The 15,204-nt window shown below is 59.3% G+C and carries 19 protein-coding genes and 1 pseudogene; 12 read left to right on the top strand and 8 right to left on the bottom strand.

Going from position 1 to position 15,204, the window contains the following annotated elements; genetic code table 11:
- Positions 1–42: 42 nt before the first annotated feature.
- A complete protein-coding gene (locus JFT91_RS29775) occupies positions 43–510 on the top strand; it encodes a hypothetical protein (RefSeq protein WP_242489361.1) in 468 nt (155 codons plus the stop codon).
- A gap of 48 nt (positions 511–558) precedes the next feature.
- Here the strand turns inward: JFT91_RS29775 and JFT91_RS24680 are convergent, their stop codons facing one another.
- The 5 genes and pseudogenes from JFT91_RS24680 to JFT91_RS24660 all read right to left on the bottom strand — a co-directional run bounded on the left by JFT91_RS24680 (position 559) and on the right by JFT91_RS24660 (position 4,657).
- Positions 559–1,470 (bottom strand): SDR family oxidoreductase, encoded by a 912-nt coding sequence (locus tag JFT91_RS24680; protein ID WP_201227918.1) that lies wholly within the window; start codon positions 1,468–1,470, stop codon positions 559–561.
- A 309-nt stretch (positions 1,471–1,779) separates the two neighbouring features.
- Positions 1,780–2,682 (bottom strand): alpha/beta fold hydrolase, encoded by a 903-nt coding sequence (locus tag JFT91_RS24675; RefSeq protein WP_201234152.1) that lies wholly within the window; start codon positions 2,680–2,682, stop codon positions 1,780–1,782.
- Entirely contained in the window at positions 2,682–3,464 is a 783-nt protein-coding gene (locus JFT91_RS24670) for a class II aldolase/adducin family protein (RefSeq protein WP_077571168.1), read from the bottom strand. The genes JFT91_RS24675 and JFT91_RS24670 overlap by 1 nt, the downstream gene beginning before the upstream one ends.
- 131 nt (positions 3,465–3,595) lie before the next feature.
- A pseudogene (locus tag JFT91_RS24665) lies at positions 3,596–4,281 on the bottom strand (LrgB family protein).
- On the bottom strand, positions 4,271–4,657 hold the full coding sequence (locus JFT91_RS24660; RefSeq protein WP_201227922.1) for a CidA/LrgA family protein: 387 nt from the start codon (positions 4,655–4,657) through the stop codon (positions 4,271–4,273). The pseudogene JFT91_RS24665 and the gene JFT91_RS24660 overlap by 11 nt, the downstream one beginning before the upstream one ends.
- 97 nt (positions 4,658–4,754) lie before the next feature.
- Between JFT91_RS24660 and JFT91_RS24655 the strand changes: the two genes are divergently transcribed.
- Entirely contained in the window at positions 4,755–5,642 is an 888-nt protein-coding gene (locus JFT91_RS24655) for a LysR family transcriptional regulator (RefSeq protein ID WP_201234151.1), read from the top strand.
- Here JFT91_RS24655 and JFT91_RS24650 read toward each other — a convergent pair.
- Positions 5,632–6,087 carry a flavodoxin gene (locus JFT91_RS24650; protein ID WP_201234150.1) on the bottom strand — a complete coding sequence of 152 codons (456 nt, stop codon included), beginning with the start codon at positions 6,085–6,087 and terminating at the stop codon, positions 5,632–5,634. The two genes, JFT91_RS24655 and JFT91_RS24650, sit on opposite strands and share 11 nt — an antisense overlap.
- Positions 6,088–6,241: 154 nt before the next feature.
- Here JFT91_RS24650 and JFT91_RS24645 point away from each other — a divergent pair, with 154 nt between their 5' ends.
- Together JFT91_RS24645 and JFT91_RS24640 are read left to right on the top strand one after the other, a co-directional pair.
- Entirely contained in the window at positions 6,242–6,718 is a 477-nt protein-coding gene (locus tag JFT91_RS24645; protein ID WP_201234149.1) for a PAS domain-containing protein, read from the top strand.
- A 54-nt stretch (positions 6,719–6,772) separates the two neighbouring features.
- A complete protein-coding gene (locus JFT91_RS24640; RefSeq protein ID WP_201227926.1) occupies positions 6,773–7,378 on the top strand; it encodes a hypothetical protein in 606 nt (201 codons plus the stop codon).
- 3 nt (positions 7,379–7,381) lie between these two features.
- Here the strand turns inward: JFT91_RS24640 and JFT91_RS24635 are convergent, their stop codons facing one another.
- A complete protein-coding gene (locus tag JFT91_RS24635) occupies positions 7,382–8,341 on the bottom strand; it encodes a MerR family transcriptional regulator (protein WP_201234148.1) in 960 nt (319 codons plus the stop codon).
- Positions 8,342–8,552: 211 nt separating this feature from the next.
- On the opposite strand from JFT91_RS24635, the gene JFT91_RS24630 reads away from it, so the two are divergent.
- The 6 genes from JFT91_RS24630 (at position 8,553) to JFT91_RS24605 (ending at position 11,650) form a co-directional block, all read left to right on the top strand.
- Complete coding sequence (locus JFT91_RS24630; protein WP_201234147.1) at positions 8,553–9,122, top strand: antibiotic biosynthesis monooxygenase; 570 nt, start codon at positions 8,553–8,555, stop codon at positions 9,120–9,122.
- Between the two features lie 136 nt (positions 9,123–9,258).
- Positions 9,259–9,969, top strand: coding sequence for a dihydromonapterin reductase (gene folM / locus JFT91_RS24625; protein WP_201227929.1), 711 nt, complete (start codon positions 9,259–9,261; stop codon positions 9,967–9,969).
- A gap of 22 nt (positions 9,970–9,991) precedes the next feature.
- Positions 9,992–10,552, top strand: a complete 561-nt coding sequence (folE, locus tag JFT91_RS24620; RefSeq protein ID WP_201234146.1) for a GTP cyclohydrolase I FolE — start codon at positions 9,992–9,994, stop codon at positions 10,550–10,552.
- Positions 10,553–10,924, top strand: a complete 372-nt coding sequence (folX, locus tag JFT91_RS24615; protein WP_007914273.1) for a dihydroneopterin triphosphate 2'-epimerase — start codon at positions 10,553–10,555, stop codon at positions 10,922–10,924.
- Positions 10,925–11,022: 98 nt separating this feature from the next.
- The gene (locus JFT91_RS24610) at positions 11,023–11,319 is read left to right on the top strand and encodes a DUF1244 domain-containing protein (protein WP_201146955.1); all 297 of its coding nucleotides are present in this window, start codon (positions 11,023–11,025) and stop codon (positions 11,317–11,319) included.
- Positions 11,312–11,650, top strand: coding sequence for a HopJ type III effector protein (locus JFT91_RS24605; protein WP_201227931.1), 339 nt, complete (start codon positions 11,312–11,314; stop codon positions 11,648–11,650). The genes JFT91_RS24610 and JFT91_RS24605 overlap by 8 nt, the downstream gene beginning before the upstream one ends.
- Before the next feature lie 185 nt (positions 11,651–11,835).
- Here JFT91_RS24605 and trxB read toward each other — a convergent pair whose 3' ends face one another.
- Positions 11,836–12,798 carry a thioredoxin-disulfide reductase gene (gene trxB / locus JFT91_RS24600; protein WP_129389238.1) on the bottom strand — a complete coding sequence of 321 codons (963 nt, stop codon included), beginning with the start codon at positions 12,796–12,798 and terminating at the stop codon, positions 11,836–11,838.
- 311 nt (positions 12,799–13,109) lie between these two features.
- Between trxB and cysZ the strand changes: the two genes are divergently transcribed.
- Positions 13,110–13,862 carry a sulfate transporter CysZ gene (gene cysZ, locus JFT91_RS24595; RefSeq protein WP_201227945.1) on the top strand — a complete coding sequence of 251 codons (753 nt, stop codon included), beginning with the start codon at positions 13,110–13,112 and terminating at the stop codon, positions 13,860–13,862.
- 54 nt (positions 13,863–13,916) lie between these two features.
- On the top strand, positions 13,917–15,116 hold the full coding sequence (locus tag JFT91_RS24590; RefSeq protein WP_201234145.1) for a glycosyltransferase family 4 protein: 1,200 nt from the start codon (positions 13,917–13,919) through the stop codon (positions 15,114–15,116).
- Positions 15,117–15,204 lie beyond the last annotated feature (88 nt).

Below are 15,204 nucleotides of genomic sequence, written 5' to 3'. Positions count from 1 at the left end.
ACGACTGATACCGATCGCCGGTTCTACTCGCATGCACTTCGAATGATGGAGCGGTTCAGAGCGTTGGGGATCGCTGACGACTACATTCCTAAAAATAATCCGTCCCTTTGGAATAACATCCATGCAGCCACACTTGAGGAATTCAAACTGAGCAACGACGAGGTATTGCGCTATACCGCCGAGGCAATTGACGCTGCGAAAAAGCAGGAACTGAAAGCATTTGAATGCGTCAGCGGATCGAAGAGTTCGATTGCAAAACTGGAACAAGCTGTCAGGCAAGAAAACCTCAGAGACTTGCTATCAGTTTTGGCCATCGGTTTGGCATTTCCCTCCATCGATACATTGTTCGGACGTTATCGATTTGAAGTCATCGCGCGAGGAGAACTGTGTAAAACGTACGAGCAGTTATTTCATGAAGGCGTGTTGGCTGAGGGCAATGAGGCTGTCGCCATTCCGGGCCCAAACTGGAGAGTTCCGGAATTCATGATTGATAAAAGGTACGAGGAGTAATAGAAGAAGCCTCGCTGCATCCAGTACGCGGCGAGGCTCAAACGACTCTTAGAGCGAATACTTCTGCAAATTCGCCATCATTTCCTTCAGCGCTTCAATATTGTCCTTCGGGTGCGCCGCCCCTTCGAAATCACAGATCTGCTGCCAGTGCGCCGCTACATCCTCCGGCGAGAAACCCACTCGCGGATCAAACCCGGCACCCAAACTACGTTCCCAGCGCACCTTGCCCATCCAGCCACCACCGACTTCGAACAACCCGGAAGTCTCCTGGCATTGCTCGCTCGCCAGATACACCACTAACGGGCTGACCAGTTCCGGCTTCAGTTGCTCGAACACTTGCGGCGGGATCAGGCCTTCGGTCATGCGCGTGCCGCCGGTAGGCGCGATGGCGTTGACCAGAATGTTGTTCTTGCGACCTTCGATGGCCAGGGTGCGGGTCAGGCCGTAAAGGCCGAGCTTGGCCATGCCGTAGTTGGATTGGCCGAAGTTGCCGTAGATGCCCGAGGTCGAGGCGGTGAAGATCACCCGGCCGTAGTTTTGCTCGCGCAGATGCGGCCACGCGGCGCGGGTGACTTTGTAGGCGCCTTCGACGTGGACGCGGTAGACCAGGTCCCAGTCGGCGTCGTCCATTTTGTGGAAGGTCTTGTCGCGCAGGATGCCGGCGTTGTTGACCACCACGTCGACGCGGCCAAAGACATCGAGAGCGTTCTGCACCAGCTTGTCGCCGTCGGTGACCGAGTCGTGGTTGGCCTCGGCAATGCCGCCGGCTTCGCGAATTTCTGCGACCACGCGGTCGGCGGCCGAGGCATTGGCACCTTCGCCCTGCGTCGAGCCGCCGAGGTCGTTGACCAGCACTCTGGCGCCCTGTTTGGCGAACAGCAGTGCGTGGGCGCGGCCAAGGCCACCACCGGCTCCGGTGACGATCACGACTTTATCTTCGAAACGCACAGACTCATTCATCGAGGCAACTCCAGCAGGCCAATGGGACATTGACCCCGAGTGTCAGGCACGGGGCGTGGTGTCACAACGAACACGGCTGGGGCTGAATGGTGTGCGATAAGGTTGGGGGATAGTGAAGGCCACATGAGAGTTTTTGTGGCGAGGGAACTTGCTCCCGCTCGGCTGCGCAGCAGTCGCAAAACGTTACTTGCAGGTTTCCTCTGAAAATTCGATCACAGATTCAAGGGCCGCTTCGCGCCCCAGCGGGAGCAAGCTCCCTCGCCACAACGGTTAACCCGGCCAAATGTCGGAACGGGGAACATTTGATCTTCAGGAGCAGGCGACTTTGCGTGGCGGCAGCACCAGACGCTCACGAAATGCCAGGTAGTGCTTGAGCACCTGCACCGGCGCTTCGGTTTGCGGATAGTGACCGATACCCGGCAACAGCACGGTGTCCGCGTCCGGAATCAGTTCGCGATAGCGTTCGACCATGTGCGCACCGGAGATCGGGTCGACTTCGCCGTCGATCACCCGCAAGGGGATTTCGCCACGCTGCATCGCCGCGACCCAGCGATCTCGCTGCACCCGGCGTTCCGGAATGTAGCCGATCAACTTGTGCATGATTCGCGGGCCGTGATTGCTGTCGACCAAGCTCCAGAAATCGTCCAGTTCGCTTTCGGTCGGCGCGGTCTGTGGGCCGAAGATATGTCGAAAGCTTTTCACCAGACCATCGCGAGTGAACGCGCGCCCGATCATCCAGCCCAGTGGGCTCAACAGCAGTTTTTGCATCAGCACCGGACGATGGGTTTCGGGGAACAGCCCGCCGTTGAGAAATACGCAACTGGCGATATCAATGCGATCTTCGTAATGCCGGGCGAGCAATTCCTGCGCGACGCTGTCGCCATAGTCATGAGCCAAAATATGCAGCGGTTGCTCGATTTGCAGATGCGCGAGCAGCGCCTGCTGCAGATCGGCCTGCTCCAGCAAGCTGTAGGTGTGATTGAGCGGCTTGGCCGAATCGCCGAAACCGAGCATGTCGCAGGCAATCACCCGATAACGCTGGGCCAATGGCTGCCACAGGTAATGCCAATCCCAACTGGCGGTCGGGAAGCCATGGATCAGCAACAACGGCTCACCCTGCCCTGTCGTCCAGTAACGAATGGGCTGGCCACGAAAGACAAACGTCTGGCTGCGTTTACGCCAGACACACAGAGGAATCTCGGCAAGAGGCATTAGAGTTTATATCCGGGGTCTTGTTTATCGAGTTTGCGCAGCAGCGCTGGCCAGGCCAGCGCGCCACCCATGCCTTGAGCACTTTTGGTGACGCCAGCGATCATCGCTTTGGCACCCGCCAGAATTTGCGGTTCGATGGCGATGAGTTCAGCACCACCGGTCTGTGCCATGACCTGAATGTCGCAGGCACGCTGGAAGGTGAACATCATCAGAAAGGTGTCGGCGATGGTGCCGCCACAAGTCAGCAGACCGTGGTTGTGCAGCATCAGGAAATTGTTCTCACCGAGGTCGGCCTGCAAGCGCGCCTTTTCTTCGTGGTTCAGCGCCACGCCTTCATAGGCGTGATAGGCCAGGCTCGACAGCACGAACAGCGACTGCTGGCTGATCGGCAGTACGCCCTGCTTTTGCGCCGACACCGCGACACCGGAGGCGGTGTGCGTATGCAGCACGCAAACCACATCGTGCCGCACTTCGTGTACGGCGCTGTGGATGGTGTAACCGGCGGGATTGATCTCGTACGGGCTGTCCATGAGTTTGTTGCCCGCCTGGTCGACTTTCACCAGGCTCGACGCGGTGATTTCATGGAACATCAGACCGAACGGGTTGATCAGGAAATCTTCGGTGCCCGGCACTTTCGCGGAAATGTGCGTGAAGATCAGATCGTCCCAGCCATGCAGCGCGACCAGACGATAACAAGCGGCGAGATCGACACGGGTCTGCCATTCCGCAGCACTGACCTGGTCTTTGACATTAAGGGACGATTGGACGGGGGCTACGCTCACTGTATGCACCTCTGCGTTCTTATTGTTCTGCACGTGTGAGCAGTCTAGTCAGGCGCAGGCAATCGCGTAGTTGCATTGGCAGCCAGCTTGATGACTGACCGAGTCAGCCATGCAAACTCCTTGGATCCATGTCAAAGCAACGACGCCAACAAAGGTGCAGCGAACAGATTCAACAACCCGGTGAGTACCATCACCAGCCCCGCGACCGACCCCTCTTCACCGCCCACTTCATGGGCGCGACTGACGCCGGCACCATGCGCGCCGACCCCGAACAGCGCCCCCGCGCCAAGGCACTGCGCAGCGGCAGCCACTTGAGCAGCACGCCACCGAGCATCGCCCCGATCACCCCGGTGAACATCACGAACACGGCAGTCAGTTCCGGTACGCCACCCAGATTCTGCGCGAGCGGCATGGCAAACGGCGTGGTGATCGAACGCGGTACCAGCGACATTGTTACCGAGCTGTCGAGCGCCAGCGCTTTGGCCAGACCGAACGACGTCGCGATCGATGCCGTGCTGCCGGCCACCATGCCCAACATCAACGCCGACCAATGCCGCACCAACAGACGGCGCTGTTGCCAGATCGGTACGGCGAAGGCCACGGTCACCGGCCCGAGGACCAACATCAGCCAATGGGTGTTGCTCGAGTATTCGGCGTAAGCGGTATGCAGTGGCACGGCCAGCGCGAGCAGCAGCGCCGGCACCAGAATCAGCGGCGACAACAGATAACGCCCGGTGCGCCGATAAATCCAGCGGCTGAACAGGTACGCCAGCAAGGTGAAGGCGAGCCAGAACATCGGCATCCATTCAAGCTTCATGGGAACGCCTCATACGCACGGCCAGTTCCACGGTGAATGCTGTAACCAGCATCACCATCAATGTGCTGGCGGCAATCACCAGGAGGATTCGCCAGCCGTCATTGCGCAACAGCGTGCCGTAGTCGAGCAGGCTCATCAGCGCCGGAATAAAGAACAGCAGCATTTCGGCCATCAACAGTCCCGCGCCCAATTGCAGCGCCGCCGGTTTGACCCAGCCGAGAGCGAAGGCCAGCAACAGCAGCGCCATGCCGATCACACCACCGGGAATCGGCCACGCCAGCCACGCGGCGAGTTGGCAGCCGAGCAGGTACAGACCGAGCAGTACGGCGAGTTCAGCGACTAAACGGGAAAGATGCTTGAGGGTTACGGCGTTCATGGTTTTTGCTCCTGACAGGGGCTTATTTTACGAAGCGACCTGCCATCCCTGAAGCGAATTGTTAGACTCAAAGCCATTCCAAAACGGAATCAGGACGATGGAATTCAAACAACTGCGCAGTTTTGTCGAAGTCATGCATCAGGGCGGGTTTACCCAAGCGGCGAAGACCCTGCACATCAGCCAGTCGGCGGTGAGCAAACAGGTGGCGCAGCTGGAACAAAGCCTCGGCACGCCACTGCTTGAACGGCTGGGCTCACAATTGCGCCTGACCGCCGCCGGCAGCGTGGTGCTGCAACGCGCCGAAGGCATGCTGCGTTTGCGCAATGAATTGCTGGTGGAACTCGACGATCTCAGTCATCTGGCGCGCGGTGAATTACGCCTCGGTTTGCCATTGCTGGGCAGCGACGCACTGTTCGCCGGGCTGTTTGCCGAATATCGCCGGCGCTACCCGAACATCAGCGTGCAGTTGCTGGAGGGCGGCAGCCGCAACATCGAACAAGCTGTGCTCAACGGTGAACTGGAATTGGGCGGTAGTCTGCTGCCGAAAGATCCGCAGTTCGACTGTCAGCCGTTTTGCGACGAGAAACTCGACGCGCTACTGCCGATCGATCATCCGCTGGCAGATCGAGGTGAAATCGGCCTGGAAGAATTGGCCGATACGCCATTCCTGCTCTATCAGCGCAGCTTCGTGCTCAATGATCGATTGCTGCAAGCGTGCCAGCAAATGGGCTTTACGCCGAAGGAAGGCGGGCGAAGCGGTCAGGCGGATTTTCTTGCGGCGCTGGTCGCCGCCGGGCAAGGCGTGGTGCTGCTGCCCAGTGTCGTCGCGCGCGGGCTGGTGCGGCCAGGCGTGGTGCGCCTGACCTTGCGCGCGCCGGATTACCTGCGCTGGGACATCGCGTTCATCTGGCGTAAGGGCGCCTATCTGTCGAATGCCGCGCAGGCGTGGCTGGCCCTCTTGCGCGAGCGCCCGATCAGCCCTTGAGTACGTCGATCAACTGCGCCAGCCAAGGCTCGGCGTCGGTTTCCGGGGTCACGCTTTCGCTGGCGTCGATGCGCAGCATGTCCTGCACTTCGCGCACGCCCAACTCTGCGAAGAGTTCGCGCATCTGCTCGCCACCACCGCAGAAGGTGTCGCCATAACTGGCGTCGCCGAGTGCAATGACCGCGCCCGGCAGACCGCGCCAGGCGGCGGGCAATTGATCGCGGATAGCCGAGTACAACGGTTGCAGGTTGTCCGGTAACTCGCCCATGCCGGTGGTCGAGGTCACCGCGAGGAATGCCTCGGGAGCGAACGCTTGTATGTCCGCCAGGCTGGCGCGCGCGTTGTAGAAGGTTTCAAAGCCAGCGGCTTTCAGCAGGTTCTGGGCGTGGCGGGCGACTTCTTCGGCGGTGCCGTAGACCGAACCGGAGAGGATGGCGACTTTCATCAATCTGATCCTGAAACTGAAAAAAATGAGCGGCGATAGTAACAGCCCGGGCCGCAAAGCTGCGATTGGATCTCAACTGGCCCTAATGGCCAGTAGACAGCGCCGGCGGTTCTTCTAGAATGCGAGCCTTCGGCAATTCTGAATGGACTCACAGATGATCAATGCCAATCTGCTGCAAATGGTGATCAATGCTTCGAACGATGGAATCGTGGTGGCAGAAAAGGAAGGCGAACAGGACAACATCCTGATTTACGTCAACCCGGCCTTCGAGCGCATGACGGGTTACAACAGCGAAGAAATCCTCTATCAGGACTGCCGCTTTCTGCAGGCCGGAGACCGCGACCAGCAAGGGCTTGAGCTGATTCGCGAGGTGCTGCGCAACAATGGATCGTGCCGGCAGATCCTGCGTAACTATCGCAAGGACGGCACGCCATTCTGGAATGAGCTGTCGCTTTCGACAGTAAAAAATGCTGACGACGGCATGACGTACTTCGTCGGTGTGCAAAAGGATGTGACGGTTCAGGTCAAGGCTCAGCAGCGCGTCGCGCAACTGGAAGCCGAGGTTGCAGCCCTGCAGGCAGAGCTGGCCGCACTGAAATCGACGAACGGTTCAAACAAAACAGCGAACTAATTGTCATTAACTACAATCACCAATGACTTTGTAACTATTTCTTTCGAGCGAGCCATGCAACGCGACGCCCTCCTCACTCAGGATGAGCTGGATTTTATCCAGACCATGCAGCACAACCCGCAGCTAAACGTGCGGGATGCGACGTCGAGTCTGCTGGTTAATGGCGGTTCGCAAATTCGTGATCTGCTCACGCGCCTGGCCGCTCATGAGCAAGTGACCATTCAGGCCAACTTCGAAAATCAGCAGATGACCTTCCCCCTGCACCTGGTGGAAGACGAGTTTCACGCCCTGCATTTACGCTTGGGTGTGCCGAGCATCTACGAAGATGGCCCGATGGTCCGCCCTTGGCGACTGGCCCTCGAAGAACCGGTGGCGTTGGAAAATGCCAAAGGCCAACCCGGCACGATGTGGGTGCATGAGGTTTCGCACAAAGGCGTGCTGCTCGAAATGCGCAACAAGACCAAGCCACCCAAGCACTTTGCGCTGTGGTTCAGCCCTTCCGGTTATGAGCGAATTTCACTGCGTGGCAATTTCGAGCGCGAAACCGAGCACGGTTTCCATGCCTACGAACTGAGCCAGACCGATGCTGATGAAACCGAGCGCCTGCGCCAGTTCATCCTGCAACAACACCGCCTGACCCACCCCGCCCTGCACACCTGAGTTTCAGGTATCGAGTTTTCCTGCGAGAAACTGCGTCAGCCGCTGACGCATCGTCGCCCCCTCATTGCCCAGGCAACCGATCGAAGACCCGGCCAAAGTGTCCTGCGCCAGGTCGGCGGCATCGCCGGCCAACAACACCTGACAATCCAGGCTCAGCGCCAATCGATTCAGGCGCCGTGATAACTCCGCAGCCGGTGCATGATTGGAAAACAGCACCAGCGCCTGGGGTTTGATCTTTTCGCAGACCAACATCAATTCGTCGAACGGCTGGCCGGCCGTCAACACCCGCACTCCCGAGTCGCTGCCACTCAAAAACAGCGCAGCCACCAGCAACTCCAGCTCCCGGCACTGCCCGGCCAACGCACTGACGATAATCTTGCGCGGCTGTGCTGTGCGTAACGCAATGACTCGCTGCAGCACCCGCGTGCGCAGGTAGCCATCGAGAAACAACCATTCACTGGTTTGCCCGAAACTGTCCTGGCGCTGCAGCAATTGCCGCCACAGTGGCAGCAGAATGTCCTGGAACACCACTGGCAACGAATACGAAGAAAAGATCTGCCCGTAGACCCGATCCAGCTCAAGATCATCGAACGCACTGACGGCACGCTGCACTTGATGCTGCCATTGCAGGTAATCGGCCTGCACCCGATCTTCGGCAATGTAGTTGGCCAGCACTTTCAGCGGCTCGGTCTTGGCGAGGATCTTGCCGATCTTGCTGACGGCCACGCCACGGTCGATCCATTCGACGATGCTGCGCACGCGCTCGATATCGGTCATCGAATACAACCGATGCCCACTTTCGGTGCGCGTCGGTTCAATCAAACCATAGCGCCTCTCCCAGGCACGCAGGGTGACCGGATTGACACCGGTCAGCCGCGAGACTTCGCGTATCGGGAACAGGTCTTCGCGCTCGAGCGCTACAGATGCCTGCGAAATAAGGCTTGAGTCCGTCATGACAGGCATGTGGCTATCGACGTCCATGTGAGTAAATTGGATCCCATTGTAGTTGCAATGCTCCATAAAGGTTCATGCGACGAACTACGACGAAAGTCGCTGGTTAAATCGCGAAAATCAGGAATAATCCTTGCTTGTAATAAAACGCAGGCCACTACCCCGGCCTGCGTCTGGCGAAACTCCTACCCGGAGCAACGCGTTCGTAATACGGAGATACACAATGTCTACTTCCCCCGTCACGCTGATGGTTGCGCGTCGCGTCGCCGATGGCCGCTATCAGGATCTGATCGCCTGGCTGCGCGAAGGCGAACAACTGGCCACCGACTTCCCCGGCTATCTCGGCTCTGGCGTGCTGGCTCCGCCGCCTGGCGATAACGAGTTTCAAATCATTTTCCGCTTCGTCGACGAACAGACTTTGCATGCCTGGGAGCATTCGGCTTCCCGCACTGCGTGGCTCGATCGCGGCAGCGATCTGTTTCTGCACCCCAAGGAACATCGGGTCAGCGGCATCGAGGGCTGGTTCGGTGCAGCCGGTCAGCGGCCACCACGCTGGAAACAGGCCGTGGCCATCTGGTTGGCATTCTTTCCGGTTTCGCTGCTGTTCAACTTCGTGCTCGGCCCGCTGCTCGGCGATATGAGCCTGCTGCCGCGGGTTTTTATCAGCACTTTGTGCCTGACGCCACTGATGGTTTACTTCTTTATACCGTTGTCGACGCGGTTGCTGGCCAATTGGTTGAACAGTGTTCCAACAAGGCCTTTGCCTGCCTCGCCTTCAACGCAAAACCACTAAAAGATCGCAGCCTCGTTGCACTCGACAGCTCCTACAGGCTGGGTGGACGCTCCCTATGTAGAAGCTGCCGAAGGCTGCGATCTTTTATGGCCCGCCGCTGTTATAGTTTTTGCTCTACCCGCGACGCGAGCTGTTCATGACCACCACTTCCGCCCCGATCCTCATCACCGGTGCCGGCCAACGTGTCGGTCTGCATTGTGCGCAGCGTCTGCTCGAAGATGGCTACAGCGTCATCTTCACCTACCGCACTGAACGCCCCGGCGTACAAACACTGCGTGATCTGGGTGCCATCGGCCTGTTCGCCGACTTCTCCAGCGAAGCCGGCATCCTTGCCTTCATCGGCGAACTCAACACCCACACCGACAGCCTGCGCGCCATCGTCCACAACGCCTCAGAATGGCTGGCCGAAACCCCGGACAGCGAGGCCGAAGCGTTCACGCGCATGTTCAATCTGCACATGCTTGCGCCGTACCTGATCAACCTGCACTGCGCGGAGCTGCTGCAACGCTCGACGCCTGCCGACATCATCCATATCAGCGACGACGTCACGCGCAAGGGCAGCAGCAAGCACATCGGCTATTGCGCCAGCAAAGCCGGGCTCGACAGCCTGACCCTGTCCTTCGCCGCCCGTTATGCGCCGGCCATCAAGGTCAACACCGTCGCGCCGGCCCTGCTATTGTTTAACCCCGACGACAACGCGGCGTACCGCGCCAAAGCCCTGGCCAAATCCGCGCTGGGCATCGAACCGGGCAGCGAAGTGATCTATCAGAGCCTGCGCTACCTGCTCGACAACCCGTATGTCACCGGTACGACCCTGACCGTCAACGGCGGACGGCACGTCAAATAACGCCGCCCCGAGAGGATCTTGCATGCCACTGTCCCTGCCCGAAAACTACCGCGAAATCCTTATCGGCCTCGGTGAAGACCCCGACCGCGAAGGTCTGCTCGACACCCCGGTACGCGCGGCCAAGGCCATGCAATACCTGTGTCACGGCTACGAACAGAGCGTTGACGAGATCGTCAATGGCGCGTTGTTTGCCTCTGACAGCGACGAGATGATCATCGTCGCTGACATCGAGTTGTACTCGTTGTGCGAACATCACCTGCTGCCCTTCATCGGCAAGGCCCATGTGGCTTATATTCCGACAGGCAAGGTGTTGGGCCTGTCGAAAATCGCGCGGCTGGTGGACATGTTCGCGCGGCGCCTGCAGATTCAGGAAAACCTCACCCGGCAAATTGCCGATGCGGTGCAACAGGTCACCGATGCCGCCGGCGTCGCCGTGGTCATCGAGGCCCAGCACATGTGCATGATGATGCGCGGCGTGGAAAAACAGAATTCGACGATGAACACCTCGGTCATGCTCGGCGCCTTCCGCGAGTCGAGCAACACCCGCCAGGAGTTCCTGCAATTGATTGGACGGAGCAAGTAAATGCCACAACTTCAGCCGGGAATGGCGCGCATCCGGGTCAAGGATCTGCGCTTGCGCACCTTTATCGGGATCAACGAGGACGAGATCCTCAACAAGCAGGATGTGCTGATCAATCTGACCATCCTGTATGCCGCGCAGGAAGCGGTGCGCGATAACGACATCGACCACGCACTGAATTACCGCACGATCACCAAGGCGATCATCGCCCACGTCGAGGGCAACCGCTTTGCGCTGCTCGAACGCCTGACTCAGGAATTGCTGGATCTGGTAATGAGCAATGGTTCGGTGCTGTACGCCGAAGTCGAAGTCGACAAGCCGCACGCACTGCGTTTTGCCGAGTCGGTGTCAATAACGCTCGCGGCGAGCCGCTGAGCTTCAAGCTTCGAGCCGCAAGCGTTAAGCTACAGCCACCCACAATCCAAACTTGCAGCTTGAAGCTCGCCGCTTGAAGCTGTCTCGAAGAGACCTCCATGACCGAGCAACAACGCCTCGAACTCGAAGCCGCCGCCTTCCGCCGGCTGGTCGCCCACCTGGACAGCCGCAAGGACGTGCAGAACATCGACCTGATGAACCTCGCCGGGTTCTGCCGCAACTGCCTGTCGAAGTGGTACAAGGCCGAAGCCGACGAGCGCCAGATAGACGTCAGCCTCGATGACGCCCGCGAAGTGGTTTACGGCATGCCGTACGCCGAGTGGAAAGCCCAATTTCAGCAAGAAGCCAGCGCCGAACAACAAGCGGCGTTCGCCAAAGGAAAAACCCATGAGTGACCTGAACACCCTGCGCGCCAGCCTCAAGAGCGGTGAACACGCTTTCGCCGACACTCTGGCGTTTATCGCCGCCGGGTATGACTACCAGCCGCAGGCGTTCAACAACGGTGGAGTGGATAACGCGGCTGGGCAGAACGAAGGCTCGTGCAAGACCCTCGGTCTGGCGCTGCTGGAAGGTCTGAGCGATGAAGAAGCGCTGCTGGCGTTTGGCGAGCATTACCGCTCGGTGGTGGCGACGCCTGAGGGCAGTGATCACGGCAACATTCGAGCGTTGATCGCTCATGGCCTGGCCGGTGTGAAATTCACCGCACAGCCCCTGACCCGCCGCTGATCACAGAACCAACCACAATCCCCAGTGGGAGCGAGCCTGCTCGCGAATGCGGTCTATCCGTTGACTCATGTGCTGAATGTGAGACCGCTTTCGCGAGCAGGCTCGCTCCCACATTCGATGTGTGGGCTGTGAATAACGGACACAAAAAAACCGGCCAATTGGCCGGTTTTTTTATGCCTGCGATCTTAGAACGAAGCGTTCTGCAGACCGTCCAGGTAACGCTCGGTGTCCAGTGCCGCCATGCAGCCGGCGCCAGCCGAGGTGATGGCCTGACGGTAAACGTGATCAGCCACGTCGCCGGCAGCGAAGATGCCTTCGACGCTGGTCGCGGTAGCGTTGCCGTCACGGCCGCCCTGCACCACCAGATAACCGTCTTTCAAGGTCAACTGACCTTCGAACAACGAAGTGTTCGGGGTGTGGCCGATGGCGATGAACACGCCGTCGACAGTGATTTCGTCGAAGCTGCCGTCGTTGTTCTTCAAGCGCGCACCGGTCACGCCCATGTTGTCGCCCAGCACCTCGTCGAGGGTGGCGTTCAACTTGAGGATGATCTTGCCTTCAGCCACGCGAGCGTTGAGCTTGTCGATCAGGATCTTCTCGGCGCGGAAGGTTTCGCGACGGTGGATCAGGGTCACGGTGCTGGCGATGTTGGCCAGGTACAGCGCCTCTTCAACCGCGGTGTTGCCGCCGCCCACTACAGCCACTGGCTTGTTGCGGTAGAAGAAACCGTCGCAGGTTGCGCAGGCCGAAACGCCTTTGCCCATGAACGCTTCTTCCGACGGCAGGCCCAGGTAGCGAGCGCTGGCGCCGGTGGCGATGATCAGGGCGTCGCAGGTGTAAGTCGCGCTGTCACCGGTCAGGGTGTAAGGCTTGGCAGCAAAGTCGACGGCGTTGATGTGATCGAAAACGATCTCGGTTTCAAAACGCTCGGCGTGCTCGCGCATGCGCTCCATCAGGACTGGACCGGTCAGGCCATGGACGTCGCCTGGCCAGTTGTCGACTTCGGTAGTGGTGGTCAGCTGACCGCCAGCCTGCATGCCGGTGATCAGCAGTGGCTTGAGGTTGGCACGGGCCGCATAAACCGCAGCGCTGTAACCGGCAGGGCCGGAACCGAGAATAATCACTCGCGAATGACGGACTTCAGACATGACCTGCTCCTGTTGACCGGGCCGAAAAACGGGCACGGATCGCCGGACTGCCGGCGGGAATAAAAAAGGACCGTGGAAAACCTTGGGGAAGGTTTGAGCTCGACAGTCCTGTAAAAAGTTGGGTGCAGCGTATCGAGGGGCGCAAGATTAAGGAAATACGGTTTAACAATCCAGCTCATAGGTCGTCTCTATGCCGACAGACTGACGAGATGGACGTCTTTGTTACAGTGAATGTCGATCGCTTTAGCGCGCTTTCGCAGCCTTTGCAAAGTCGGTAAGGTCGGCGCGTTTTCCTTTGCTCGGAGCACCTTATGCCCGCCCCTGTTCTGTCCGGCCCGCAATACCTGCGCGAAGGCCTAAAACTGGTCCTCAGCCCCGGCCTGCGCCTGTTCGTGTTGTTGCCGCTGGCGATCAACCTGGTGCTGTTCGTCGGATTGATTTATCTGGCCGGCCACCAGTTCAGCCTCTGGGTCGATACGCTGATGCCGTCGCTGCCCGACTGGCTGAGCTTCCTCAGTTATGTCCTTTGGCCGCTGTTTGTCGTGCTGGTGGGGCTGATGGTGTTTTTCACCTTCACCATGCTCGCTAACGTGATAGCCGCGCCTTTCAACGGTTTCCTCGCGGAAAAAGTCGAAGTGGTGGTGCGTGGTACCGACGACTTCCCGGCCTTCAGCTGGGGCGAACTGGTCGAGATGGTTCCCCGTACGTTCGCTCGGGAAATGCGCAAGCTCGGCTACTTCCTGCCCCGCGCCCTTGGCCTGTTCATCCTCTCGTTCATTCCGGTGGTCAACATCGTCGCCGCGCCACTGTGGCTGTTGTTCGGTGTGTGGATGATGGCGATCCAGTACATCGACTACCCGGCGGACAACCACAAACTGGGCTGGAACGAAATGCTCGCCTGGCTGCGCCAGAAGCGCTGGCAGAGCATGAGTTTTGGCGGCATCGTTTATCTGGCGCTGCTGATTCCGGTGGTCAACATCCTGATGATGCCCGCCGCTGTAGCGGGCGCGACGCTGTTCTGGGTGCGTGAGCGCGGTGCCGAGAACCTCGTGACTCAGCGCTGAACCGGCAACAGACCGCACGTCACAAATCCATCATCCGAACGTCACAAGCACGACATGGCCTCAGCCGACACTGAGGTCATGACGACAGCTCTACATATCACCCTCATCAGCGAAACCTTCCCACCGGAAATCAACGGCGTGGCCAATACCCTTGGCCGCTTGTGCGATGGCCTGCGCGCGCGCGGGCATCAGGTGGAACTGGTGCGGCCGCGTCAGGCCGGGGATCCGCAGCGCAGTGAAGATGATGCGCTGCTGCTGTGCCGAGGTTGGCCGCTGCCGGGGTATCCGGGGTTGCAGTGGGGGCAGTCGTCGATGCACAAACTGCTGCGGCGCTGGAAACGCCAGCGCCCGGATGTGCTGTATATCGCGACCGAAGGTCCGCTGGGGTTGTCGGCATTGCGAGCGGCGCGACGGTTGGGAATATCGGTGGTCAGCGGCTTTCACACCAATTTTCAGCAATACACCAGTCAATACGGCCTGGGTTTGCTGACCCGGATGCTCACGCATTATCTGCGCTGGTTTCACAATCGTTCGGCGCTGACCTTGGTGCCCAGTGTCAGCCAGCGGCTGGAACTGGAGCGGCGCCATTTCGAGCGGTTGGCTTTGTTGTCGCGAGGGGTCGACAGCCAGTTGTTTCATCCAAGCAAACGAATGAACGCCTTGCGTGAACAGTGGGGGCTCGGCGAACGCGATACCGCCGTGATCCACGTAGGACGACTCGCCCCGGAGAAAAACCTCGGGCTGCTCAAACGCAGTTTCGAAACTCTGCGCAGCACTTATCCACAGCGCAATCTGAAACTGATCGTGGTCGGCGACGGGCCGCAACGTGTTGCGCTGGAAAAGGAATTGCCTGAGGCGATCTTTTGCGGGGCGCAGCGCGGCGAGGCATTGGCCGCGCACTATGCGTCGGGGGATGTCTTTGTGTTTCCAAGCCTGACCGAAACCTTTGGCAATGTCGTGCTGGAAGCGTTGGCGTCGGGGCTGGGCGTGGTCGCTTACGATCAAGCGGCGGCGGCGCAGCATATTCGCCATGGCTACAACGGTGTGCTGGCGATGCCCGGGGATGAACAGGCGTTTTGCGAGGCGGCGGCGTGGTTGTTGGAGGAGGAAGAAACGTTGCGCTGTGTGCGCCTGAATGCGCGGCAGCATGCGAGTCGCCAGGGGTGGGCGGCGATTATCGAGCAGTTTGAAAGCCATTTGCGTGGGGCATGTTTGGGGGAGTTGGTGGTGCCAGGGGCCCAGACACTGCCCTGAATCTTTGCCGACCTGACAACCGCCTTCGCGAGCAGGCTCGCTCCCACAGGGGATCTTCAGTGAACACAAAATTTTGTGAACACCAGAG

The organism is Pseudomonas sp. TH08, assembly GCF_016651275.1.
Taxonomy (GTDB): domain Bacteria; phylum Pseudomonadota; class Gammaproteobacteria; order Pseudomonadales; family Pseudomonadaceae; genus Aquipseudomonas.
Note: the sequence above shows the minus strand (reverse complement) of the source record. Positions and strands in the feature narration are given on the sequence as shown.